We start from the raw sequence: 24,497 nt of genomic DNA, 5'->3' as shown, positions 1-24,497 counted from the left end.
GTAGAACAACCAGGGACCCCTATGTACTAGGAGGAAGCAGATGCGCACGACCGGCAAGGTCGCACTCGCGGCCGTTGCGGCGCTCAGCATCGGGCTCACCGGATGCAGTGGCGACAGCGCCAAACCCGGGGCTGGCACCTCGGCGGGAGCTTCCGGCGCCACCGGCGCGGGCGGCGGCACGTCGGGCGGCGCCTCCACCGGCGCCTCGGGCGACACGAACGGCACCACCGGCGGCGGCCAGGGCAGCGTCGCGTCCTGCCTGGTCGGCAGCTGGAAGGCCGACAACATCACCGGCAAGCTCTCCGGCCCGGTGGGCGGCACCTTCCAGGGCGGCAGCGGCACGCTGCTGACCATCGACTCCGGCGGCAAGACACAGGTCGACTTCGGCTCGATGCAGCCGGTCACCTTCACCTTCTCCGTCTCCGGCAACGACGTGAAGGGCAGCTTCTCGTACGGCGGCAAGGTCAACGGCGCGATCAAGAGCCCGTCCGGCACGACCGGCACGCTCGAGCCGACCGGTTCGGTGGACTTCAGCACCCTCACGGTGACCGTCGACCTGACCGCGCCGGTCGCCCAGCGCGTCGCCGACAAGGTCGCGATCTCCGAGTTCGCCGGCACCGGTACCGCCAACACCGGCGGCGCGGTGGACTCCCAGCCGATCCTGAAGAAGAGCGCGTACGAGTGCGGCAGCGGCACGCTGAAGCTCTCCCCGCCCGCGGGCGCCGACGACACCGGCACCTGGACGTTCAAGAAGGCCTGACCAAAGCCCGGGCGGCGGATCTCACAAGCCGGGATCCGCCGCCGTGGGGGAAACGTTTCGACCCCGATAACTTCGTCGCGACGACCCGAAACGGACCGTTCGTAGCGTCCACGGCCATGACCCTTGCCGTGGAGAAACCGCAGTCTCAGCCCGAGCCGCGCCGCGGCCGGTGGATCGACGACTGGCACCCCGAGGACCCCGAGTTCTGGATGCGGACCGGCGCGAAGATCGCCCGCCGGAACCTGATCGTCTCCATCCTCTCCGAGCACATCGGCTTCTCGATCTGGAGCCTGTGGTCGGTCTTCGTGCTCTTCCTGGGGCCCAGGTACGGCTTCGATCCGGCCCAGAAGTTCCTGCTCACGAGCGCGCCGACGCTGGTCGGGGCGGTGCTGCGGCTGCCGTACACCTTCGCCGTGGCCCGGTTCGGCGGCCGCAACTGGACGATCTTCAGTGCGCTGCTGCTCCTGGTGCCGACCGTCTTCGCGGGCATCATCCTGGAGCCGGGCGTCTCGTTCACCACGCTGCTCATCGCCGCCTCCGTGGCGGGCGTCGGCGGCGGCAACTTCGCCTCCTCGATGGCCAACATCAACGCCTTCTACCCGCAGCGGCTGAAGGGCTGGGCGCTGGGGATCAACGCCGGCGGCGGCAACATCGGGGTGGCCGCGGTGCAGCTCGTCGGGCTGCTCGTGCTCGCCACCGCCGGGGTCGCGCACCCGCGCCTCATCGTGCTGATCTACCTGCCGCTCATCGTCGTCGCCGCGCTGCTGGCCGCGATCTACATGGACAACCTGACGCACGCGTCCAACGACCGGCGGGCGATGCGCGACGTGATCAAGGACGCCCACGCGTGGATCATGTCGCTGCTGTACATCGGGACGTTCGGGTCGTTCATCGGCTTCGGGTTCGCCTTCGGGCAGGTGCTCCAGGTGCAGTTCAAGGCCGACTTCGACACCCCCGTGAAGGCGGCCTACCTCACCTTCCTGGGTCCGCTGCTCGGCTCGCTGATCCGCCCGTTCGGCGGCATGCTGGCCGACCGCTTCGGCGGTGCGGTGATCACCTTCTGGAACTTCGTGGCCATGGCGCTCGGCGCGGGCACGGTCCTGCTCGCCTCCCGCCAGCACTCCCTGCCACTCTTCGTGACCGGGTTCGTGTTCCTGTTCGTCTTCAGCGGCCTCGGCAACGGCTCGACGTACAAGATGATCCCGGCGATCTTCCGGGCGAAGTTCCCGCACGACGAGCCCACCGCGCGGCGGCTGGCGACCGCGCTCATCGGCGTGGCCGGGGCGGTCGGGGCGGCCGGCGGCGTGCTGGTGAACCTCGCGTTCCGGCAGTCGTTCCTGACGTACAAGACGGGTGACGGCGCCTATCTCGTGTTCATCGGGTTCTACGCGCTGTGCTTCCTCGTCACCTGGCTGGTCTACCTGCGCCGTTCGCCCCGCCGGTTGACCCAGGTGTGAGCATTGACCCAAGTGTGAGCGGTACCGAGCGTAGCGAGGTGGCCGCTCATCAGAGGCACAGCCTGACGCTCAGGCCGGTGCCGGAGCCTGCGGAGGCGCCGGTGTGAGCGGTACCGAGCGTAGCGAGGTGGCCGCTCATCAGAGGCACAGCCTGACGCTCAGGCCGGTGCCGGAGCCTGCGGAGGCGCCGGTCTGAGCGACCCGGATTTGGTTCATCTGGGGGCGCCGAGTATCGTGGACTGCTGTTGTGCGATGACAAGGCGTCCCCACTGTTCGGGTACGCTGGGTGACTGTGCGCCCGGACTAATCGGTTCAGCGCCATCATCGAGGACGCACCCCGGACCGACGACGTGGAAGACAAGGTAGACCTGTGGGTACGTACAGCCCGAAGCCGGGCGAGATCGAGCGCGTGTGGCATGTCATCGACGCCACCGACGTGGTGCTCGGCCGCCTGGCCACGCACGCTGCGACGCTGCTGCGCGGCAAGCACAAGCCGACGTTCGCCCCGCACGTGGACACCGGCGACTTCGTCATCGTGATCAACGCCGGCGCGGTGGCGCTGACCGGCAACAAGCGCCAGACCAAGGTGGCCTACCGTCACTCCGGCTACCCGGGTGGTCTGAAGCGGGTCGGCTACGAGGAGCTGCTCACCAAGAACCCCGAGCGGGCGATCGAGCTGGCCGTCAAGGGCATGCTCCCGCACAACCGCCTGGGCGCGCGCCAGATCCGCAAGCTGAAGGTGTACGCGGGCGCCGAGCACCCGCACGCCGCTCAGCTGCCCCAGCCGTTCGAGATCAAGCAGATCGCGCAGTGAGCGCGGACGAAGGACTGAGCGTGACCGACGAGACCATCGACGCCCCGACGCCGGCCGCTGACGCGACCGTCGAGGCTCCGGCGGCCCCGGCCGCCGCCGCCCCGGCCCCCGCTGCTACGGCTACCGTTCCGGCCGCCACCGCTACGGCCACCGCCCCGGCGGCCCCGACCACGGCCACGGCCACCAGCGCGGCGCCGACCCGTGCCCGCCGCGCCGGCCAGCCGATCCAGACCGTTGGCCGCCGCAAGGAGGCCATCGTCCGGGTCCGCCTGGTCCCCGGCACCGGCAAGTTCACGCTGAACGGCCGCGAGCTGGAGAACTACTTCCCGAGCAAGGTGCACCAGCAGTCGGTGCGTGAGCCGCTCGTGATCGTCGAGAAGGCCGAGGCCTTCGACGTCTTCGCCAACCTGCGTGGCGGCGGCACCACCGGCCAGGCGGGCGGGCTGCGCCTCGCGATCGCCCGTGCGCTGATCGAGAACGACCCGGACGACCGTCCCGCCCTCAAGAAGGCCGGCTTCCTGACCCGGGACGCCCGCGCGACCGAGCGCAAGAAGTACGGTCTGAAGAAGGCCCGTAAGGCTCCTCAGTACTCGAAGCGCTAACGAAGCATGTCGGCCGGGTGCCACCCTGGAGGTGGGCGCCCGGCCGTTTCGTGTTGCGCGGGCGGTACGCCGGCCGATGTGCCGGTTGGAGCGCGCGGTGGGTTCGACCTTGGGAGGTTTCGCGATGGGGCGACTCTTCGGCACCGACGGAGTTCGTGGGCGGGCCAACGCCGACCTGACTCCGGAGCTGGCGATGGCGGTCGCCATCGCGGCGGCCCAGGCGCTGTTCGAGCATGATCACTCCCACGCGCCGGTCGCGGTCGTCGGGCGGGATCCGCGCGCGAGCGGCGAGATGCTGGAGTCGGCCGTCGTGGCCGGCCTGACCAGCGCGGGGGCCAACGTGGTGCGGGTCGGCGTGCTGCCGACACCCGCGGTGGCGTACCTCACCGGCGTCCTCAACGCCGACATCGGCGTCATGCTCTCGGCCTCACACAACCCGATGCCCGACAACGGGATCAAGCTCTTCGCCGCCGGCGGGCACAAGCTGCCCGACGAGGTCGAGGACGAGATCGAGCGCCTCATGGACGGCACCAGCCACCGCCGCCCGACGGGCGCCGGGGTCGGCCGGGTCACCGACTACGCCGACGGCGAGGACCGCTACGTCCGGCACCTGCTGACCTCGCTGCCCAGCCCGCTGGCCGAGCTCACCGTCGTGGTCGACTGCGCCAACGGCGCCGCCTCCTCCGCCGCGCCCGAGGCCTACCGCCGCGCGGGCGCCTCGGTCATCGCGATAAACGCGGACCCCGACGGTCTCAACATCAACGACGACTGCGGCTCCAACCACATCGCGCAGCTGCGCCGGGCCGTCGTCGAGCACGGCGCCGACCTGGGCATCGCGCACGACGGCGACGCCGACCGCTGCATCGCGGTGGCGGCCGACGGCACCGAGATCGACGGCGACCAGATCATGGCCGTCCTCGCCCTGTCGATGCGCGAGGACGGGCTGCTGACCGAGGACACGCTCGTCGCGACCGTGATGAGCAACCTGGGCCTCAAGCTGGCCATGGCCGAGGCCGGCATTCGGCTGCTGGAGACCAAGGTCGGCGACCGGTACGTGCTGGAGGAGCTGCGCGCCAAGGGCCTCGCGCTCGGCGGCGAGCAGAGCGGGCACATCGTGATGCCCGCGTTCGCCACGACCGGGGACGGCGTGCTCACCGCCCTGCACCTCATGGGGCGCATGGAGCGCACGGGCAAGAGCCTCAAGGAGCTCGCGGCGGTGGTACACCGGCTGCCGCAGGTGATGATCAACGTGCCCGTGCTCGACCGGGCCGCGGCGGCCCGCTCGCCGCAGGTGCTCGACGCGGCCAAGCAGGTCGAGGGCGAGCTCGGCGGCACCGGCCGGGTGCTGCTGCGCCCCTCCGGCACCGAGCAGCTCGTGCGCGTCATGGTCGAGGCCGGCACGCAGGAGATCGCCAAAGAGGCGGCCGAGCGGATTGCTCACATCGTGCGAATGGTGTCGCCTACCCAGTAGTAACGTGCGCGCATGACAGAAGCCCGCACCGTCATCGTCACCGGCGCCTCCCGGGGTATCGGCAAGGCGAGCGCCCTGGCCTTCGCCGCCGAAGGCTGCAACGTCGTGCTCACCTCGCGCAAGATCGAAACCCTGGACGAGGTCGCGGCCGAGATCACCGCGCAGTTCCCGGGGGCCGGCGTGCTCACCCACGCCGCCCACGCCGCCGAGCCCGACCAGGCCGAGGCGGTCGTCGCGGCGGCCATGGAGCGCTTCGGCGCGATCGACGTACTGGTGAACAACGCCGGCACCAACCCGTACTTCGGCCCGCTCATGGACATCGACCCGGTGCGCGCCGAGAAGACCGTCCGGCTCAACCAGTTCGGCCCGGTGCTGTGGAGCCAGCTGGTGTGGAAGGCGTCGATGTCGCAGCGCGGCACGGGCGCCATCGTCAACGTCGCCTCGGTCGGCGGCGTGCTCACCGAGCCCGGGATCGGCTACTACAACGCGACAAAGGCCGCCGTCATCCACCTGACCCGCCAGATGGCCGCCGAGCTGGCCCCGGTGCGGGTCAACGCGGTCGCGCCCGGGATCGTGCGCACCCATCTGGCCCGCGGGTTGTGGGAGAACAACGAGGACTTCCTCAGCGACAAGCTCCCGCTCGGCCGCATCGGCGAGCCGGACGACATCGCCGAAGTGATCACCTTCCTGGCCGGTACTGCGTCACGCTGGATGACGGGCCAGACCCTGGTCGTCGACGGCGGCGCCCAGATCCGTTCGTCGCTCATCTAGGGTCGGCTGTTCGTGCGCATTTCCCGTGCGCGTATGCGACACTTTCGCGCACGGGTACTGCGCGAAAGTCTGCTACGGTACGGGCATGTGCGGAATCGTGGGGTACGCCGGCGCCCGGCCGGCCTTGAACATCGTGTTGGACGGGCTGCGGCGGCTGGAGTACCGCGGCTACGACTCCGCCGGCGTCGCGATCGTCCAGTCAGGCGACACGGGCCACGTCGGTGGGGACGCAGTCGGCCGGCGCCGGCATGGTGAGCTGCTCACCGCCAAGCGCGCCGGCAAGCTCGCCAATCTCGAGAAGGCGCTCGCCGACGAGGCCGGCCACAGTCTCGGCATCGGCACGACCGGCATCGGGCACACCCGCTGGGCCACGCACGGCGGGCCGACCGACCGCAACGCGCACCCGCACCGCTCGTTCGACGGCAGGGTCGCGGTCATCCACAACGGCATCATCGAGAACTTCGCCAAGCTGCGGGCGGAGCTGGAGAACGGCGGCATCGAGTTCGCCAGCGACACCGACACCGAGTGCGCCGCCCACCTGCTCGCCCAGGCCGTGGCGGACGCCGAGGGTGACACCCCGGGCGCGCGGCTGGCCGAGGCCATGCGGGCCGTCTGCCGCCGCCTGGAGGGCGCGTTCACGCTGCTCGCCGTCGACGTGCAGGCCCCCGGCGTGGTCGTCGGGGCCCGGCGCAACTCCCCGCTCGTGGTCGGCCGCGGCCCGGGCGAGAACTACCTCGCCAGTGACGTCTCCGCGTTCATCGAGCACACCCGCGAGGCCGTCGAGCTCGGTCAGGACCAGGTCGTGCTCATCACCGCCGACGACCTCGTGATCACCGACTTCCTCGGCAACCCCGCCGAGGGCAAGCCGTTCCACATCGACTGGGACGCCTCGGCCGCCGAGAAGGGCGGCTACGACTACTTCATGCTCAAGGAGATCGCGGAGCAGCCGCACGCGGTCGCCGAGACCCTCCTGGGCCGGCTCAACGAGCACGGCGACCTCATGCTCGACGAGGTTCGCCTCACCGACCAGGACCTGCGCGACGTCGACAAGGTGTTCATCGTCGCCTGCGGCACGGCCTACCACGCGGGCATGGTCGCCAAGTACGCGATCGAGCACTGGACCCGCATCCCCTGCGAGGTCGAGCTGGCCAGCGAGTTCCGCTACCGCGACCCGGTGCTCGACCGCTCCACGCTGGTCGTGGCCATCTCCCAGTCCGGCGAGACCATGGACACCCTGATGGCCCTGCGCCACGCCAAGGAGCAGAAGGCACGGGTCCTGGCGGTCTGCAACACCAACGGCTCCACCATCCCGCGCGAGTCCGACGCCGTGCTGTACACCCACGCCGGGCCGGAGATCGCGGTCGCCTCCACCAAGGCGTTCCTGACCCAGCTGGTCGCCTGCTACCTCGTCGGGCTGCACCTGGCCCAGGTGCGCGGGGTGAAGTACGCCGACGAGGTCGCCGCCGTCGTCGCCCAGCTCCAGGAGATGCCGGCCAAGGTCGAGCAGGTCCTGACGATGATGGCCCCGATCCGCGAGCTCGCCCGCGAGCTGGCCGAGGCCAAGAGCGTGCTGTTCATCGGCCGGCACGTGAGCTACCCGGTGGCCCTGGAGGGCGCGCTGAAGCTCAAGGAGCTGGCGTACATGCACGCCGAGGGCTTCGCCGCCGGCGAGCTCAAGCACGGCCCCATCGCGCTGATCGACGAGGGCACGCCGGTCGTGTGCGTGGTGCCCTCGCCCCGCGGCCGCGGCGTGCTGCACGACAAGGTCGTCTCCAACATCCAGGAGGTCCGCGCCCGCGGCGCCCGCACGATCGTGATCGCGGAGGAGGGCGACGTGGCGGTGAAGCCCTACGCGGATCACCTTTTCCACGTCCCGATCACCCCGACGCTGCTCGCCCCGCTGGTCACCACCGTCCCGCTGCAGGTGCTGGCCTGCGAGATCGCCTCGGCCCGCGGCCACGACGTGGATCAGCCGCGCAACTTGGCCAAGTCCGTCACCGTCGAGTAAGGACGGTGTGGTTGGGTTGTCTCTGTGAGAGCAGCCTGGCGGGTCGCGCAGGTACGCGCGGCCGAAGAGTCCGTGATGAAGACCCTGCCCGACGGCGCGCTCATGCAGCGCGCCGCGGCGGGGCTGGCCCGGCGCTGCGCCGACACCCTGCCGAGGGTGTACGGCAGCCGCGTCCTGCTCCTCGTCGGCCCCGGCAACAACGGCGGCGACGCGCTCTACGCCGGCGCGCGGCTGGCCCGCCGCGGCGCACGCGTCGACGCGCTGCTGTTCGACCCCGACCGGGTGCACCGCGGCGGGGCCGACGCCCTGTACCGCGCGGGCGGACGCCTCGGCGAGCGGGCCCCGGACAAGGCCGACCTGGTGGTCGACGGCATCCTCGGCATCGGCGGGCACGGCGGCCTGCGCGAGCCCGCCGCGGCCAAGGTCGCCGACATCGCCGGCATCCTGCTCGGCGCGCCCGTCATCGCCGTCGACGTGCCCTCGGGCGTCGACGCCGACACGGGGGCCGTGAGCGGCATGGCGGTGCACGCCGACGTCACCGTGACCTTCGGCGTGCTCAAGCCGGGCCTGCTCGTGGGCGCCGGGGCGGTACACGCGGGAATGGTCGAGCTCGTCGACATCGGCCTGCACGGGCACCTCGACGGCGACCCGGCCCTGTACGTGCCCGAGTCCGGCGACATCGCCGCCTGGTGGCCCCGGCCGCAGGCCAACGACAACAAGTACTCCCGCGGGGTCGTCGGGCTCGCGACCGGTTCGGCGAAGTACCCGGGCGCCGCGGTGCTGTCCACCGCCGGGGCGCTCGCGGGGCCGACCGGGCTGGTGCGGTACGCCGGGAGCGCCGCCGACGCCGTGCGCTTCCACCACCCGCCGGTCATCGCCGCCGAGCGGGTCGCCGACGCCGGGCGGGTGCAGGCCTGGGTCTGCGGCAGCGGCCTCGGCACAGACGAGCGCGCCTACGGCGAGCTGCGCGCGGTGCTCGGCGCCCCGGTGCCCGTGATCCTCGACGCCGACGCGCTCACCCTGCTCGCCGACGCCCGGCTGGCCGACTGGCTGCGCGAGCGCGACGCGCCCACCGTGGTCACCCCGCACGACGGCGAGTTCCAGCGGCTCTCCGGCGGCGCGCCCGGCGACGACCGGGTGGCCGCGGCCCTGTCCCTGGCCCGGCGGATGGACTCGGTGGTGCTGCTCAAGGGCGACCGCACCATCGTGGCGACGCCGGACCAGCGGGTGTACGTCAACCCGACCGGGACCGCGGCGCTGGCCACCGGCGGCACCGGGGACGTGCTCGCCGGGCTGCTCGGCGCGCTGCTGGCCGGGGGGCTCCAGGCCGAGCACGCCGCCGTCGCCGCCGCCTATGTGCACGGGCTGGCCGGGCGCCGCGCCGCCGAGACCGGGCCCGTCACCGCCGCGGATGTGGCCGCCCACCTGCGCGGGGCGGTCGGGAGCTTAACTCACCGGTAACGACCGTTTAGGCTCTTTGGCATGGGTACCGAGGTGGTGAAGGCCGGCAGCCGCAAGCGCGCGGCCGGGATCGTCGGGGCGATCGTCGGTCTTGCCGCGGCCGGGGTCGCGGCGGGGGTGGCTACCGAGCGGTACCTCGTGCGCCGCTCCAAGAACGCCGAGGACCCGTACGCCGAGGAGCAGTTCGGCATCTGGGCCGCCGACGAGGTGCTGTCGGTCACCACCGACGACGGCATCGACCTGCACGTCGAGGTCGTGGACGGCCCGGGCCCGACGCTGGTCTTCGTCCACGGCTTCTGCCTGGACATGGGCACGTTCCACTTCCAGCGCACGTACTTCGAGGGCAAGCACCGGATGGTCTTCTACGACCAGCCCGGGCACGGCCGTTCGGGGCGGCTGACCAAGGGGGAGTACACCATCGACTCCCTCGGCTCCGGGCTCCGCGCGGTGATCCAGGCCACCTGCCCCGAAGGCCCGATCGTGCTCGTCGGGCACTCGATGGGCGGCATGGCGGTGATGGCCCTGGCCGAGCAGCTGCCCGAGCTGTTCGAGACCCGGGTCGAGGCCTGCGTGCTCATCTCCACCTCGGCCGGCAAGCTCGACCAGGTCACCTTCGGCTTCCCCGAGGTCGTGGCCCGCTTCCGCCGCCCGCTGCTGCCGATCGTGGGGCTCGCGGGCCCGATCAGCTCGTCCGTGATCGACCGCGCACGCAAGGCGTCGACCGACCTCGCGTGGCTGCTGACCCGCCGCTACGGGTTCGGCACGTCCCGCCCCAGCCCGGCGCTGGTGTCGTACGTCGAGACCATGAACTCGACCACGTCGACCGAGGTCATCGCCCGGTATCTGCGCACCCTCTACACGCACTCGCGGCTGCTCGTCCTGGGCCCGCTACGCTCGGTCCCCGTACTGCTGGTCTGCGGCGACAAGGACGTGTTGACGCCGCTGGCCCACACGTACGAGATAACGTCGGTGCTGCCCGAGGCGGAGCTGGTCGTCATCGCCGACGGCGGCCACGTGGTGCTGCTGGAGCACGCCGACGAGGTCAACGAGGCCATGGACACGTTCCTCACGAAGGTGCAGCAGTGACGAGAATCCTGTCCACCGTCGAGCAGACGCGGGACTTCGGCAAGACGCTCGCATCCGTCCTGCGCGCGGGCGACCTGGTCGTGCTCACCGGCCCGCTCGGGGCCGGCAAGACCGCCCTGGCCCAGGGCGTCGGCGCCGGCCTGAACGTGCGCGGCGCCGTGACCTCGCCGACGTTCGTGATCGCGCGCGTCCACCAGCCCGACCCCGCACGCGGGGGGACGCTGCCGATGGTGCACGTCGACGCGTACCGGCTCGGCAACGTCGCCGACCCGATCGGCGAGGTGGACGCGCTCGACCTCGATGCGACGCTGGAGAACTCGGTCACGCTCGTCGAGTGGGGCGAGGGGCTGGTCGAGCAGCTCAGCGACGAGCACCTCGAGGTGCGTCTCGACCGCCGCGACGACGACTCGCGCGTGGTGGCCCTGATCCCCCGGGGCGGCGACTGGCCCGCCCGGGTCTCAGACGGGCTGTAGGACCTCCCACACGTCGACCCAGGCCCCCTGGTCGTCCGAGCCCCGGGCGAGCAGGTGGCGCCCCTCGTGGCAGAACGCGGTGCTGACCGCCCGGCCCGGGGTGAGGTCGGCGCGGAAGACCTCCGCCTCGGTCTCCAGATCGCGCACCGACAGGGTGCCGTCCAGCGCCGCCGCGCGCAGCCGGCCGTCCGGGCTCTCCATCTGCGCCGCGAACGCGTCCGCGCGGCTCGTCTCGGCGTACCCGGTGAAGCGCTTCGGCAGGTCCTCGCCCACGATCCGGTCGAGGCGGGCCCCGGTGGCCAGGTCCCACACGGTCGCGACGTCGCGGCGGTAGCGGCCGACGTGGGCCGCGCCCTCGCCGGTGGTGACGAGGCGCCACTCGGCCTCGTTCAGCAGTACCGCATCCGGCTTGTGGGCATCCGAGAAGGACGCCGTCACGCGGCCGGAGAGCACGTCCCAGACCGCGAAATGCCCCTCCGCGTCCCAGGTGACGAGGGCCAGCTGCTGCCCCGGGCCCAGCGCGACCTGCGCGTGCCCGCCCCGCCCGGCGCCGCGGCCCGGCCGCAGCTCGGTGACCAGGGCGCCGCTGGCGATCGCGCGCACCTTGACGTACTCGCCGTCGCCCGAGCATTCGACGAGGGCGCGCCGGTCCGGCGTGAGCAGCCAGTCTCCGGCCACGCGCAGGTGGTGGCGCTTGGCGAGCTGGAAGCGCTCGGCCCCGGCCGGCTCCAGGCGCGCGTGCGCGGCCACGGCGCCGGACACGACCATGTCGCCGACCGCGACGCGCTGCTCCAGCAGGACGCCCTCGCCGCGGCCGGAGGAGAGGTCGAACACGCGGTCGTCGGCGGTGCGCACCTGGGCGAGCCGGGTCTCGCGGCCGTACGCCTCCCCCTCCTTCACCAGCCAGCGCACGAGCCGCCCGCGCCCGCCCGGGACGGTCCACGACAGCGGCTCGACCCGCCACGACGGCGGGTCGGCCGGCACCGCTCGGGCCGGGAGCGCGCGCACCCACGCCGCGGCGCCGCGCAGCACCGCCAGCTCCGGGTCGGCCGGGCGGGTCACCGGTACACCCAGGCCGGTGTGCAGGATCTGGCCGACCCCGGCCAGGCGGGCGCCGCCGCCGACGAGCAGGACGGCGGCCACGTCCGGGGGCCGGATGCCCGCGCGCGCCACGACCGCCCGGGCGCTGGCGATCAGCCACCGGGCGGCGGGCTCGGTGAGCCGGTCGAGGGCGCGGCGGTCCAGCCGGTACGGCGGGACGCCCGACTCCACCTCCTCCGCCGCCTCCGGCACGTCCGCGAGGCGATGCTTGAGCCGCCGCACGATGTCCAGTGCGTGCAGGCCGGCCCGCACGCCTGTGTCGCCGCCGGCCGCGAACGCCGGCTCGACCCACTCGGCGAGCGCGGCCCGCAGGTCGGCGACGAGCATCACGTCGATGTCGCGGCCGTGGCCCGAGCTCTCCTGGCTCAGCGGCACCGGCCGGCCCTGCTGCACCTGCACGAGCGTCGCCGTCCAGGTCGCCCCGAGGTCGCACACGAGCACGTGACCGCCCTCGGGCACCTCCACCATCGTCGACGGGTCGAGCACCGCGGCGCTCGCGTCGGTGACGAGCTCGGCGTCGGGGAAGCCGGCCAGGGACGCGGCCGCGACCAGCGCCTCGCGCCGGGGGTCATGGGTCCGGTACGCCGCCGGCGCGCTCAGCACCAGGCGCGCGACCGGGCCGTACACGCGGCGGGCCTCTTCCACGACCGCCTCCAGCGCGGCGCCGACCAGCTCCACGCCGTGGACCTGCCGATCGCCGAGCCAGACGGGGGCGCTGCCGTCGACCGCGCGGCGGACGCCGTCGACGTACTGGCGGGGATGCTCGTCCCGGGCCTGCTCGGCCGCGGCCCCGACGAGCAGGCCGGACCGGCCGGCCATCGTGGCGCCGCCCGGCCAGCGCAGTGCCCCGGAGGTGCGCTCCCGCACCGGGTGAAGCGCGTCGGGCCGGACGACGGCGGCGGACAGGGCCCAGGAGCCGATGTCCACAACCAGAATCGGTGTATTGACGGCGTCGATAATGGCCGATGCTAGGTGCCTCTCATTGCGGCGCTGTTAACTCATTTAGAGTTGGGGCCGTGCTGGTGATGGTGGTGGACACGGCGACGGCGGCGGTGACCGCGGCGCTCGCGCGGATCGACGACGAGGTCACGCTGCTCGCGGAGCGGGTGACGGTCGACGCGCGCGGCGCCGGCGAGCTGCTGGCCCCGCAGATCACCGCCGTGCTGGCCGAGGGCGGGGCGGCCCCGGGCGACCTGGCCGCGGTGGTCGCGGGCGTCGGCCCCGGCCCGTTCACCGGCCTGCGCGCCGGGCTGGTCACGGCGGCCGCGCTCGGCCACGCCCTGGCGATCCCGGTCTACGGCGTGTGCACCCTCGACGCGATCGGCCTCGGCCTCCCGGGTCGCGCGCTGGTCGCCACCGACGCGCGGCGCAAGGAGATCTACTGGGGCGTGTACGCCGACGGCCGGCGCATCGCCGGACCGGACGTGGCCCGGCCGGCGGCGGTCGCCCTCGACGGCATCGGGCACGCGGCCGGGGACGGCGCGGAGAAGTACGCCGACATTCTGAAGCTTCCCGTCGACGGGCCGCGCTACCCGTCGGCGCTCGCCCTGGCCGAGCTCGCGGCCGACCGGGTGCGCGGCAAGGCGCCCGGCGAGACGCTGACGCCGCTGTACCTGCGCCGGCCCGACGCGGTGCTCCCGGGCGAGCGGAAACCGGCGCTGCAATGACGGGCGCGGTCGTGCGCGACGTCGAGCTCGCCGAGATGCGCTGGTTCCACATCGCGGACCTGCTGCCGATCGAGGACGAGCTGTTCGGCGAGGAGCAGTGGTCGGCGGGCATGTTCTGGAACGAGCTCGCCCTCGGCCACCACTACCTCGTGGCCGTGGACGGCGACCGGGTCGTCGGCTACGCCGGGCTGGCCGTGGCCGCGCCCGACGAGGCCTGGGTGCAGAACATCGGGGTGCGCAAGGACGCCCAGCGGCGCGGGATCGGCCGGCGGCTGCTGGAGGCGCTGCTGGCCGAGGCGCAGCGGCGCGGGGCGCGGCAGGTGCTGCTGGAGGTGGCCGTGGACAACGCGCCGGCCCAGCGGCTCTACGCGGAGTACGGGTTCGAGGCCGTCGGCATCCGCCGCGGTTACTACCAGCCCAGCAACACGGATGCACTGGTGATGAGTCGTGAACAAGGCTGAGCCGCTCGTTCTGGGGATCGAGACGTCGTGCGACGAGACCGGCGTCGGGATCGTGCGCGGGCACACGCTGCTCGCGGACGAGATCGCGTCGAGCGTCGACGAGCACGCGCGGTTCGGGGGCGTGGTGCCCGAGGTCGCCAGCCGGGCCCACTTCGAGGCCATGGTGCCGACGATGCAGCGGGCCCTGGACAAGGCCGGCGTGACGCTGTCCGATGTGGACGCCATCGCGGTCACCGCCGGGCCCGGGCTCGCGGGCGCGTTGCTGGTCGGGGTCGCGGCGGCCAAGGCCTACGCGCTGGCCGCCGGCAAGCCGATCTACGGCGTCAACCACCTCGCCGCGCACGTCGCCGTCGACACGCTGGAGCACGGGGCGCTGCCCGAGCCCGCGGTCGCGCTGCTCGTCTCCGGCGGGCACTCCTCGCTGCTGCGGGTCGACGACCTGGCCGGCGGCGTGGTCCCGCTCGGCGCGACGATCGACGACGCCGCCGGCGAGGCCTTCGACAAGGTCGCGCGCCTGCTCGGGCTGCCGTTCCCGGGCGGCCCGCCGATCGACAAGGCCGCCCGCGACGGGCAGGTCGTGATCCCCTTCCCGCGCGGGCTCACCGGCCCCCGGGACCTCGCAGAGCACCGCTTCGACTTCTCGTTCTCGGGGCTGAAGACGGCGGTGGCGCGCTGGGTCGAGGCCCGCGAGCGCGCCGGCGAGCCGGTACCGGTCGGCGACGTGGCGGCGAGCTTCCAGGAGGCGGTCTGCGACGTGCTCACGGCGAAGGCGGTCGGCGCCTGCCGGAACTTCGGCATCGACACCCTGGTCATCGGGGGCGGCGTCGCGGCCAACTCGCGGATCCGGTCGATGGCCCAGGAGCGCTGCGAGAAGTACGGCATCACGGTGCGCGTACCGCGGCCGAAGCTCTGCACCGACAACGGGGCGATGGTCGCCGCGCTCGGCTCCCATCTCGTCGCGGCCGGAGCGGCGCCGGGCGACCTCGGGCTGCCGTCGGATTCGGCGATGCCGATCACGCTGGTGACGGCCTGATGTCCGGGGTAGTAGAGTCCAGCGCCGTGATCGTGCGCATGTGGGAGGTCAGGGCGCACCCGGAGGCGTTCGGGGAGCTGCTGTCCTGGGTGTGTGAGGCGATGCTGCCCAAGGTCGAGGTCCATCCGATGCATCTGAGCAGCGAGGTGTATTCGTCCACGGACCAGCGCCTGGTGGTCCTGTCGAAGTGGCGCGGCAGCACCCCCGAGCCGTTCGCCGAGCCGCCGTCGCACCTGGTCGCCCGCAAGCCGCAGTTCTGGGACTTCACCGAAGTCGACCGCTGAATAATGTAAGGCGCTCCGGGCGCCCCTGCGGTTACCGTCGGGGGTTGTGCGGAGACTGCCACAAGCCGAGCCCGGGGAGCCCGACAGCCGATCGGCGGCCCGTTACCTACTCTGGATCGTCCGCGGGCAGCGCTCGCTGATCGCGGGCGGCATCTTCTTCGGCGTCCTCTGGATGGTCAGCCAGGCACTCGTCCCGGCCGCGATCGGGGCCGGCGTCGACGCCCTGGCGCGGCGCGACCGCGCGGGGGTGCTCATCGCCGGCGCGGCGCTGCTCGGGCTCGGGTCGGCCACCGCCGTCACCGGGGTCATGCGGCACCGGTTCGCCGTGTCCAACTTCCTCAGCGCCGGGTTCAAGACCGTCCAGGTCACCGCGCGGCAGGCGACCCGACTGGGCGCTGCGCTGCCGAAGCGGGTGGCGACCGGCGAGGTCGTGAGCATCGGGACCACGGACTTCGACCACATCGGGTACTCGCTGGACGTCAGCGCCCGGGCCAGCGGCGCGCTCGTCGCGCTCGTCGTCGTCACCGCGCTGCTCCTGCGGGTCTCGGTGCCGCTCGGGCTGGTCGTGGTGCTCGGCGTTCCCGTGCTCGTGGTCGTCGTCGGGGCGCTGCTGCGGCCGCTGCACCGGCGCCGGCGGCACCAGCGGGACCTCGCCGGGGAGCTGACCGGCCGGGCCGGCGACATCGTGGCCGGGCTGCGGGTGCTGCGCGGGGTCGGCGGCGAGGCGGAGTTCTCCCGGCGCTACCACGTGGAGTCCCAGCGGGTCCGCTTCGCCGGGGTCCGGGTGGCGAAGGTGGAGTCGACGCTGGAGGCCGCGCAGATCCTGCTGCCCGGCTGCTTCATCGCGCTTGTCACCTGGCTGGGCGCGCGGTTCGCGGTGACGGGCCGGATCACCCCGGGCGAGCTGGTCGCCTTCTACGCCTATGCGGCGTTCCTGATCGGGCCGCTGCGCACGCTCACCGAGTTCGCCCAGAAGCTGACCCGCGGGCTGGTCGCCGCGGGCCGGGTCGTCGCCGTTCTGCGCCTCGAGCCCGATTTTCAGGAGCATCCGGATTCGGTACCCGCAACAGACGGCGACCTGGACGACCCCGACTCGGGCCTCCTCGTGGCCCGGCACCGGCTCACGGCGGTCGCGGCGGTCCGGCCCGAGGACGCCGAGGCGATCGCGGAGCGCCTCGCCCGGCTCGACCCCTCGTCGAACGCGCGGCTGCACGGGGTACCGCTGCGGGGAATCGCCCTCGCGGACGTCAGACGGCACGTGCTGCTGGCCGACAACGACGCGACGCTGTTCCGGGGCCGGCTGCGCGACGAGGTCGGGGCCGGGGCGACGCTCGCCGACGCGGCCGCCACCGACATCGTCGACGCGCTGCCCGGCGGGCTCGACGCCGAGATCGCCGAGCGGGGGCGGGACTTCTCCGGCGGCCAGCAGCAGCGGCTGCGGCTGGCCCGGGCGCTCGCGCTCGACCCGCCGGTGCTCGTGCTCGTCGAGCCGACCAGCGCGGTCGACGCGCACACCGAGGCGCGCATCGCCGAACGGCTGCCGGCCGCCCGGGCCGGGCGCACGACAGTGGTCTGCACGACCAGCCCGCTGCTGCTGGACCGGGCCGACACCGTCGCGTTCGTCGGCGCCGACGGGCGGGTCGCGGCCACCGGGTCACATCGGGAACTACTGGACACCTGCCCGGCGTACACCGCGACCGTCACCCGCGGAGAGGACTGACATGCTGCCGATCGCGTCGCGGGCCGAGGTGCGCACGTATCTGCGCACCCTGTTCACCGACTACCCGGGGCGGCTCGCCGGCGTCCTCGCGCTGCACGTGACCGGGGCCGCGGCCGGGCTCGCCGCCCCGCCGCTGCTCGGCGGGCTGGTCGAGCGGGTCGCGGCCGGGACCACGACGTGGACCGTGGACCGGACCGCGCTGGCCATCGCCGGGTTCGTGATCGCGCAGTCGGTGCTGGTGCGCTACGCGCGGGTCGCGGCCGCGCAGCTGGCCGAGCGGGTCCTCGCGCGGCTGCGGGAGGAGTTCGTGGACGGGGTGCTCGCCATCCCGCTGTCCACCGTCGAGCGGGCCGGCACCGGCGACCTGCTCAGCCGGGCCTCGCGGGACGTGTCGCAGACATCGGACTCGGTGCAGACCGCGCTGCCGGCGATCGTGGTCGGCGGGTTGCAGATGCTGCTCACCTTCGGTGCCGTCGCGCTCGTCGCGCCGATCCTGCTGCTGCCCGCCCTGGTCGCGGTGCCGTTGCTCTACGGGCCCTCCCGCTGGTACTTCCGCCGCGCCAACGCCGGCTACCTGCGCGAGACCGCGGCCCTGGCCCGCGTGGCCGACGGGCTCGCCGAGACCGTCGAGGGCGCCCGGACCGTGGAGACCCTCGGCCGGCAGCGGCAGCGCATCGAGCGCACCCAGGAGCAGCTGGAAGGCACCTACGCGGCGGCGATGTACACGCTGCGGCTGCGCACCGTCTGGTTCCCGCTCTCGGAGTTCGGCTACGCCCTGCCGGCCGCGGTCACGCTCGTCGCCGGCGGCTGGTTCGTGCTGGAGGGCTGGGCGACGGTCGGGCAGGTCACCGCCGGGGTGCTGTACTTCGTGTCGATCATCGACCCGCTCGACCGCATCCTCAGCTACGTCGACCAGCTGCAGCTCGGGCTCGCCTCCTTCGCGCGCCTGATCGGGGTGCGGGCCGCGGCCGCGCCGCCGGTGCCGGCCGGCGGGCCGAAGCCGGTGGACGAGGTGCTGGTGGCCAAGGACGTCCGGTACTCCTACGTGGACGGCCGCGACGTCCTGCACGGCATCGACCTCGCCGTGCGCCCGGGGGAGCGGCTGGCCATGGTCGGCCCCAGCGGCGCCGGCAAGTCCACGCTGGGCCGGCTCCTGGCCGGGGTGCACGCCCCGCGCGCGGGGTCGATCGAGCTCGGGACGGTACCGCTGGATGAAATGCCCCTCGAGGAGCTGCGCGGCCACGTCGCGCTCGTGACCCAGGAGCACCACGTGTTCATGGGCAGCCTGCGCGACAACCTGACCCTGGCCCGCGCGGGCGCGACCGACGCCGAGCTGTGCGCGGCCCTGGCCACGGTCGACGCGCTGGACTGGGCGCTCGCGCTGCCGGAGGGGCTCGACACCACGGCGCTGTCGCTGTCGCCGGCCCAGGCCCAGCAGCTGGCCCTGGCCCGGCTCGTCCTGGCCGACCCGCACACGCTGGTGCTGGACGAGGCGACCTCGCTCATCGACCCGCGCGCGGCCCGGCACCTGGAACGGTCGCTGGCCGGGGCGCTGGAGGGGCGGACCGTGATCGCGATCGCGCACCGCCTCTTCTCCGCGCACGACGCGGACCGGGTCGCGGTCGTCGAGGACGGCCGGATCAGCGAGCTGGGCAGCCACGACGAGCTGGTCGCGGCCGGCGGTGCCTACGCCGCCCTGTGGCGGTCGTGGCACGGTGCTCGCGCTACCTGAGGCTCGCGCGTCGCTCAAGGCGCTCGAGCTACTTGAGCAGCGCGTATATCAGGCCGATCAGCACCACGGCCGCGATCGCCAGGGCGAAGGTGAGGAGCAGCTGGCGGTCGTGCGACGTCTCGTGCACCGGTTCGGGCGCCGGCCTGGCCGGGGTCAACGCCGGCAGGTCGACGATCGCGGCCCGCAGGTCGTCGAGGGTCTTGGCCGCGTAGACGGTCCCGACCCGGTCGGAGAACTCGTCAAGCGTCAGCCGGCCCGCCTCGGTGTGCCGCTGCAGGACCCCGATCACGCGCTGCCGGTCCTCATCCGATGCCCGCACGACCGACATGGTTTCAGTGCGACGCGATCGGCGCCAGGGTCGCGCCGGTGACCTGTACGAGGTCGGCCGGGGCGAGCTCGATCTGCAGGCCGCGGCGGCCGCCGGAGACGTACATCGTGGCCAGGCCCTCCGCCGACGCGTCGACGACGATCGGCAGCCGCGAGCGCTGCCCGACCGGGGAGATCCCGCCGGTCACGTAGCCGGTGGCGCGCTCGGCCGCGGCGGGCTCGGCCATCGCGGCGCGCTTGCCGCCGACCGCGGCCGCGAGGGCCTTGAGGTCCAGCGAGGCCGAGACCGGCACCACGCCGACGGTCAGCCGCCCGTCGACGGTGGTCACCAGGGTCTTGAACAGCCGTGCCGGGTCGACGCCGAGGGCCGCCGCGGCCGCCTCGCCGTAGGAGGAGGCGCGCGGGTCCACCTCGTAGGTGTGCGGGGTGAACGTCACCTTCGCGCGCGTCAGCAGTGCGGTCGCCGGGGTACCCTTGCTCGCCACTGGCCCACAATAGCGAGATGCAGATCGGCTCGGTCCAGTTGTACCTCGGCCACGGCCACCTGTTCCTGGGCGCGACGAACAGCGTCGACCTGGCGGTGTTCGACGGCGACGGCGCGGTGACCGCGACCGAGCACCACGTCCGCATCGCGGCGCGCCCGCAGGTCGGGCCGGTGCGGGTGCGGCTGTGGCAGGGGGCCGGGCCCCGGGTCGGGCGGCTGGTCTTCGACGGGCTCCTGAAGCTGCCCGACGCCAAGTTCTGCGTCGAGGAGGGCGGGGGGCTCTCGCGGTACGTCACGAAGGTGAACAGCCACAGCCCGCGTGTGCTCATCGCGGTCGACGACCCCGGCCACGCCTCGCGGGTCGAAATCGTGCTGGAGCCCGAGTTCGTGCCCCGCAGCGCGCAGGTGTGGACCGCGGGCGAGCCGCCGTTCCCGAAGCTGACCGTGTCGCCGACCGCGCCCCGGCACCGGGCCGACGCGTTCGCCGACGCCCTGTCCGGGCACGACTTCGCGCGCCGGCGCCTGGCCGCGGCCCTGCTGGTGGTGGCCGAGGAGCGCCGGCAGCGCAACTCCGAGCAGAGCGTGGCGTTCTACGTCAACGACATCGTGGAGTGGCTGCGCTGGCTCAACGACCGCCTGACCTACGAGATGTGCCGGGACACCGGGCGGCAGCTCCTGGGCCAGCTCGGGCTGCGCCCGGCCGAGCTGCTCGCCGAGGACACGCTCAGCGACCTGCAGCGGCGGCTGGGGCATCCACTGGTTTGAGCAGGATCGCGGCGGGTTCGTTGCTGATGCGGGTCAGGGCCAGGACGGCGCTCTGGGAGCCTTCGAGCCTGAGCTGCCGGCGCAGGTCTTCCACGTCGTGGGCCGAGCCGCGCTTGAGGATCTGCAGTGCGCCGATGTCTCTTGCCTTCAGCTCCGCGCGGAGCTTCTTGAGGGCGATCGGGAGGCGGGCGATCGTCTGGTATTTCTTCGCGAACTCTGTGGCTATATCCACATTTGTCGTGACATAGGCGATCGATTCGTCCAGCAGATTGCCGCTGATGCTCTCCGCCAGCTCCTTGATCAGGTGGGAGCGGACGACGGCGCCGTCGGGGTCGTAGAAGTACTCGCCGAGCGGGCCGACCGGGGCCTGCTCGTTGCCGCGGCCCGTGAGCTCGAAGGTGCGGCCGGCTTTGATGAGCGTCGCGCGCCGGGGGACCTCGGCGAGGGGCCCGCACCAGACGGCCGCCTCGACCACGTCGCCGTCCACCGACACCCACTCGCCCTCGGCCCCGGCCGGCAGCAGCGCGTGGTCGATGCCGGGCGCCAGCTTGAGCACCGTGTTCGGCACCCGGGTGGGCAGGGCGGTGACGAAGTCCCACGGCGGGGAGTACGCGCGCGGGTCGAACACCCGGCGCCCGCCGGAGGTGCGGCGGGCCGGGTCGCAGAACACCGCCTCGACGGCGACCAGGGGCGTCCCGGTGGCGTCGCGGGCCTCGACCATCGCCAGGTCCCCGAGGCCGAGCGCCCGGATGTTCGCGGCCGCCACGGCGGCCGTCCCGGGGTCCGCGTCGACGGCCAGCACCCGCATTCCGGCCCGGGCGAACGCGATCGTGTCGGCGCCGATGCCGCAGCCCAGGTCGGCCACCCGCGTCGCCCCGGCCGCGGCGAGCCGGGCGGCCCGGCGCTGGGCGACGGCGGAGCGGGTCGCCTGCTCCAGCCCGGCCCGGGTGAAGAACATCTGCCCGGCATCGGTACCGAACTTCGCCCGCGCCTTCCTACGCAGCTCGACCTGGGTGAGGGCCGCGGCGGCGAGGGTGGGCGGGATGCCCTGGGCGCGCAGCTTCTCGGCCGCGGCCAGGGGATCGCCGTCGGGCTGCGCGGCCGCGGCGGCGAGCGCCTCCCGGCCGGCCGGGGTGGTCAGAGCCTCGACGTCCTCGGGCAGCACGGCGTCCTTTGCTGGGATCCAGGGTGAATTCGTGGCGTGTCTGGCACTCTAGTTGACGGAGTGCTAGCCACCGGCATAACCTCCGAGTTAGCACTCTCCTATCGAGGGTGCCAGACATACCCGGCCGGGGCCGGCACCCGCGACGACGGCTTCACCGGGCACTCGATAGCAAGCTCGATACCCCAGGAGGGTATGCCCGTGACTACCGCGACGCAGGTTGCGATCAAGCCGCTCGAGGACCGCATCCTGGTCCAGGCCAACGAGGCTGAGACGACCACCGCCTCGGGCATCGTCATTCCGGACACCGCGAAGGAGAAGCCCCAGGAGGGCACCGTCATCGCGGTGGGCCCGGGTCGCATCGACGACAAGGGCAACCGGGTTCCGATCGACGTCAAGGTCGGCGACACCGTCATCTACTCGAAGTACGGCGGCACCGAGGTCAAGTACGCCGGCTCGGAGTACCTCGTGCTCTCGGCCCGCGACGTCCTCGCCGTCATCGAGAAGTGACCGTTCTTCACTAGAAGCAGTGGCCACCGCCCCGGACCCGTGCGCAAGGCGCGAGGCAGCCGGGGCGGTGTCGCTTTGAAGGGAATCCACCAAGCATGGCGAAGATCCTGAGTTTCTCCGACGAGGCGCGCCACCTTCTGGAGCACGGCGTCAACCGCCTGGCCGACACGGTCAAGGTCACGCTCGGCCCCCGCGGGCGCAACGTCGTCCTGGACAAGAAGTTCGGCGCCCCGACCATCACCAACGACGGCGTGACGATCGCCAAGGAGATCGAGCTCTCCAACCCGTACGAGAACCTTGGCGCGCAGCTGGTCAAGGAGGTCGCCACCAAGACCAACGACGTGGCGGGCGACGGCACCACCACCGCGACCGTCCTGGCCCAGGCGCTCGTGCGCGAGGGCCTGCGCAACGTCGCCGCCGGCGCCAACCCGGCCGGCGTGAAGCGTGGCATCGACCAGGCCGCCGCCGCGGTCGTCCAGGCGCTGAAGGACAAGGCCACGCCGGTCGCGAGCCACACCGAGATCGCGCAGGTCGCCACCATCTCCGCCCAGGACGCCGCCATCGGCGACCTGATCGCCTCGGCCATGGAGCGCGTCGGCCGCGACGGCGTCATCACGGTGGAGGAGGGCTCGATCCTCACCACCGAGCTCGACGTCACCGAGGGCATGCAGTTCGACAAGGGCTTCATCTCCCCGCACTTCGTCACCGACGGCGAGGCGCAGGAGGCGGTCCTCGAGGACGCCTACGTCCTCATCACCACGCAGAAGATCTCCGCCATCGAGGAGCTCCTGCCGCTGCTGGAGAAGATCGTCCAGAACAGCAAGCCGCTGCTGATCATCGCCGAGGACGTCGAGGGCCAGGCTCTGTCGACCCTCGTGGTGAACGCCATCCGCAAGACCTTCCGGGTCGTCGCGGTCAAGGCCCCCGGCTTCGGCGACCGCCGCAAGGCGATGCTGCAGGACATCTCCATCCTCACCGGCTCGGAGCTGGTCGCGCCGGAGCTCGGCTACAAGCTCGAGGGCACCGGCCTGGAGCAGCTCGGCACCGCCCGCCGCGTAGTGGTCACGAAGGACCTGACCACCATCGTGGACGGCGGCGGCGAGCAGTCCGAGGTCGCTTCGCGCGTCGAGCAGCTGCGCAAGGAGGTCGAGGCCTCGGACAGCGACTGGGACAAGGAGAAGCTGAACGAGCGCATCGCCAAGCTCTCCGGCGGCGTCGCGGTCATCAAGGCGGGCGCCGCGACCGAGGTCGAGATGAAGGAGCGCAAGCACCGCATCGAGGACGCCATCTCGGCGACCAAGGCCGCGGTGCAGGAGGGCATCGTCCCCGGCGGCGGCGCGGCCCTCGCCCAGGCGACCTCGGCCCTCGACGGCGACCTCGGCCTGACCGGCGACGAGAAGGTCGGCGTGTCGATCGTGCGCAAGGCCCTCGTGGAGCCGCTGCGCTGGATCGCGCAGAACGCGGGCTTCGACGGCTACGTCGTGGTCGGCAAGGTCCAGTCCCTCGACTACGGCCACGGCCTGGACGCGGCCACGGGCGAGTACGTCGACCTCGTGAAGTCCGGCATCGTCGACCCGGTGAAGGTGACGCACAGCGCGGTCGCCAACGCCGCGTCGATCGCCGGCCTGCTGCTCACCACGGAGAGCCTGATCGTCGAGAAGCCGGAGGCGTCCGAGCCGGCGTCCGGCGGCCACGGTCACGGCCACGGCCACTCGCACGGCCCGGGCTTCTGACCGGTTCCCCGCGATACGCACAACGAGCCCCGAGCGGTCTATTCGCTCGGGGCTCGTCCGTGTCTGCGGCGCGTGCACGTTTACTGAGGCCTCTTCCGTCCGGCGCTCGTTCGTACGCGAGGAGCGCGCGTGCAGAACTCGGACGCGGCTCGGGGTTCATTCGTGCACGTTTGCTGAGGTCTCTTCCGGTCCGGCGCTCGTTCGTGCGCGAGGAGTGCGCGTGTCGAACTCGGAGGCCGGCGGCTCGGGGTTCATTCGTGCACGCAAGGGCGCGCGAATAGCCACGGCCCTGTCCGTCCGGCGCTCGTTCCGTGCGCGAGGAGTGCGCGTGTCGAACCCGGAGGCGGGGGCCGGCTCGGGTTCATTCGTGCACGTTTGCTGAGGTCTCTTCCGGTCCGGCGCTCGTTCGTGCGCGAGGAGTGCGCGTGTCGAACTCGGAGGCCGCGGCTCGGGGTTCATTCGTGCACGCAAGGGCGCGCGAATAGCCACGCCCCTGTCCGTCCAGCGCTCGTTCGTGCCCCAGGACTGCACATCTCGAGCGCAGAGGCCCTCCCGCGTGAGGTTCATTGACGCGCGTCGGGGTGCACATATCGGGTTCGAAAATCTCCACCCATG

At 72.7% G+C, this 24,497-nt stretch carries 22 protein-coding genes and 1 pseudogene; 19 read left to right on the top strand and 4 right to left on the bottom strand.

Annotation, left to right across the window (positions count from 1 at the left end; translation table 11 throughout):
• Positions 1-40 precede the first annotated feature (40 nt).
• The 10 genes and pseudogenes from AB0B76_RS14360 (at position 41) to tsaE (ending at position 10,903) form a co-directional block, all read left to right on the top strand.
• Positions 41-760: a hypothetical protein gene (locus AB0B76_RS14360; RefSeq protein ID WP_360374597.1), complete on the top strand. Its 720-nt coding sequence runs from the start codon at positions 41-43 to the stop codon at positions 758-760.
• A gap of 116 nt (positions 761-876) precedes the next feature.
• Positions 877-2,217, top strand: coding sequence for a nitrate/nitrite transporter (locus tag AB0B76_RS14355; RefSeq protein ID WP_360374595.1), 1,341 nt, complete (start codon positions 877-879; stop codon positions 2,215-2,217).
• Between the two features lie 370 nt (positions 2,218-2,587).
• The gene (rplM, locus tag AB0B76_RS14350) at positions 2,588-3,031 is read left to right on the top strand and encodes a 50S ribosomal protein L13 (protein WP_360374593.1); all 444 of its coding nucleotides are present in this window, start codon (positions 2,588-2,590) and stop codon (positions 3,029-3,031) included.
• 218 nt (positions 3,032-3,249) lie between these two features.
• Positions 3,250-3,633 (top strand): annotated as a pseudogene (gene rpsI / locus AB0B76_RS14345) (30S ribosomal protein S9); the annotation flags it as partial.
• Between the two features lie 124 nt (positions 3,634-3,757).
• Positions 3,758-5,104 (top strand): phosphoglucosamine mutase, encoded by a 1,347-nt coding sequence (glmM, locus tag AB0B76_RS14340; RefSeq protein WP_360374591.1) that lies wholly within the window; start codon positions 3,758-3,760, stop codon positions 5,102-5,104.
• Between the two features lie 12 nt (positions 5,105-5,116).
• Complete coding sequence (locus AB0B76_RS14335; protein WP_360374589.1) at positions 5,117-5,875, top strand: SDR family oxidoreductase; 759 nt, start codon at positions 5,117-5,119, stop codon at positions 5,873-5,875.
• A gap of 85 nt (positions 5,876-5,960) precedes the next feature.
• A complete protein-coding gene (gene glmS / locus AB0B76_RS14330; protein ID WP_360374587.1) occupies positions 5,961-7,883 on the top strand; it encodes a glutamine--fructose-6-phosphate transaminase (isomerizing) in 1,923 nt (640 codons plus the stop codon).
• A 24-nt stretch (positions 7,884-7,907) separates the two neighbouring features.
• Positions 7,908-9,344: an NAD(P)H-hydrate dehydratase gene (locus tag AB0B76_RS14325; RefSeq protein ID WP_360374585.1), complete on the top strand. Its 1,437-nt coding sequence runs from the start codon at positions 7,908-7,910 to the stop codon at positions 9,342-9,344.
• Between the two features lie 21 nt (positions 9,345-9,365).
• Positions 9,366-10,430 carry an alpha/beta hydrolase gene (locus AB0B76_RS14320; protein WP_360374583.1) on the top strand — a complete coding sequence of 355 codons (1,065 nt, stop codon included), beginning with the start codon at positions 9,366-9,368 and terminating at the stop codon, positions 10,428-10,430.
• Positions 10,427-10,903 carry a tRNA (adenosine(37)-N6)-threonylcarbamoyltransferase complex ATPase subunit type 1 TsaE gene (gene tsaE, locus AB0B76_RS14315; protein ID WP_360374581.1) on the top strand — a complete coding sequence of 159 codons (477 nt, stop codon included), beginning with the start codon at positions 10,427-10,429 and terminating at the stop codon, positions 10,901-10,903. The genes AB0B76_RS14320 and tsaE overlap by 4 nt, the downstream gene beginning before the upstream one ends.
• Here tsaE and AB0B76_RS14310 read toward each other — a convergent pair.
• A complete protein-coding gene (locus tag AB0B76_RS14310) occupies positions 10,889-12,931 on the bottom strand; it encodes an Hsp70 family protein (RefSeq protein WP_360374579.1) in 2,043 nt (680 codons plus the stop codon). The two genes, tsaE and AB0B76_RS14310, sit on opposite strands and share 15 nt — an antisense overlap.
• Positions 12,932-13,020: 89 nt before the next feature.
• Here AB0B76_RS14310 and tsaB point away from each other — a divergent pair, with 89 nt between their 5' ends.
• Genes tsaB through AB0B76_RS14280 form a run of 6 tightly spaced genes read left to right on the top strand, consistent with a single transcriptional unit; the run spans position 13,021 to position 18,901 of the window.
• Positions 13,021-13,671 (top strand): tRNA (adenosine(37)-N6)-threonylcarbamoyltransferase complex dimerization subunit type 1 TsaB, encoded by a 651-nt coding sequence (gene tsaB, locus AB0B76_RS14305; RefSeq protein ID WP_360374577.1) that lies wholly within the window; start codon positions 13,021-13,023, stop codon positions 13,669-13,671.
• Positions 13,668-14,132 (top strand): ribosomal protein S18-alanine N-acetyltransferase, encoded by a 465-nt coding sequence (gene rimI / locus AB0B76_RS14300; RefSeq protein WP_360374575.1) that lies wholly within the window; start codon positions 13,668-13,670, stop codon positions 14,130-14,132. Before tsaB ends, rimI begins: the two co-directional genes overlap by 4 nt.
• Positions 14,119-15,165 (top strand): tRNA (adenosine(37)-N6)-threonylcarbamoyltransferase complex transferase subunit TsaD, encoded by a 1,047-nt coding sequence (gene tsaD, locus AB0B76_RS14295; RefSeq protein WP_360374573.1) that lies wholly within the window; start codon positions 14,119-14,121, stop codon positions 15,163-15,165. The genes rimI and tsaD overlap by 14 nt, the downstream gene beginning before the upstream one ends.
• 26 nt (positions 15,166-15,191) lie before the next feature.
• Positions 15,192-15,449 carry a hypothetical protein gene (locus tag AB0B76_RS14290; RefSeq protein ID WP_360374893.1) on the top strand — a complete coding sequence of 86 codons (258 nt, stop codon included), beginning with the start codon at positions 15,192-15,194 and terminating at the stop codon, positions 15,447-15,449.
• A gap of 46 nt (positions 15,450-15,495) precedes the next feature.
• Positions 15,496-17,169 (top strand): ABC transporter ATP-binding protein, encoded by a 1,674-nt coding sequence (locus tag AB0B76_RS14285; RefSeq protein WP_360374571.1) that lies wholly within the window; start codon positions 15,496-15,498, stop codon positions 17,167-17,169.
• Between the two features lies 1 nt (position 17,170).
• Positions 17,171-18,901 (top strand): ABC transporter ATP-binding protein, encoded by a 1,731-nt coding sequence (locus AB0B76_RS14280; RefSeq protein ID WP_360374569.1) that lies wholly within the window; start codon positions 17,171-17,173, stop codon positions 18,899-18,901.
• Positions 18,902-18,929: 28 nt separating this feature from the next.
• Here AB0B76_RS14280 and AB0B76_RS14275 read toward each other — a convergent pair whose 3' ends face one another.
• A complete protein-coding gene (locus AB0B76_RS14275) occupies positions 18,930-19,229 on the bottom strand; it encodes a DUF1707 domain-containing protein (RefSeq protein WP_360374567.1) in 300 nt (99 codons plus the stop codon).
• Between the two features lie 4 nt (positions 19,230-19,233).
• Positions 19,234-19,713: a Cys-tRNA(Pro) deacylase gene (ybaK, locus tag AB0B76_RS14270; RefSeq protein WP_360374565.1), complete on the bottom strand. Its 480-nt coding sequence runs from the start codon at positions 19,711-19,713 to the stop codon at positions 19,234-19,236.
• Positions 19,714-19,730: 17 nt separating this feature from the next.
• On the opposite strand from ybaK, the gene AB0B76_RS14265 reads away from it, so the two are divergent.
• Positions 19,731-20,477, top strand: a complete 747-nt coding sequence (locus AB0B76_RS14265) for a hypothetical protein (RefSeq protein ID WP_360374563.1) — start codon at positions 19,731-19,733, stop codon at positions 20,475-20,477.
• On the opposite strand, the gene AB0B76_RS14260 is transcribed toward AB0B76_RS14265, so the two are convergent.
• A complete protein-coding gene (locus AB0B76_RS14260; protein ID WP_360374561.1) occupies positions 20,437-21,642 on the bottom strand; it encodes an SAM-dependent methyltransferase in 1,206 nt (401 codons plus the stop codon). The two genes, AB0B76_RS14265 and AB0B76_RS14260, sit on opposite strands and share 41 nt — an antisense overlap.
• Before the next feature lie 192 nt (positions 21,643-21,834).
• Between AB0B76_RS14260 and groES the strand changes: the two genes are divergently transcribed.
• Together groES and groL are read left to right on the top strand one after the other, a co-directional pair.
• Positions 21,835-22,149 carry a co-chaperone GroES gene (gene groES / locus AB0B76_RS14255; protein ID WP_223099008.1) on the top strand — a complete coding sequence of 105 codons (315 nt, stop codon included), beginning with the start codon at positions 21,835-21,837 and terminating at the stop codon, positions 22,147-22,149.
• Between the two features lie 95 nt (positions 22,150-22,244).
• Positions 22,245-23,882 (top strand): chaperonin GroEL, encoded by a 1,638-nt coding sequence (groL, locus tag AB0B76_RS14250; protein WP_360374559.1) that lies wholly within the window; start codon positions 22,245-22,247, stop codon positions 23,880-23,882.
• Positions 23,883-24,497: the final 615 nt, after the last annotated feature.

The organism is Dactylosporangium sp. NPDC049140, from assembly GCF_040648435.1.
This window is presented reverse-complemented; position numbering and strand designations above follow the sequence as displayed.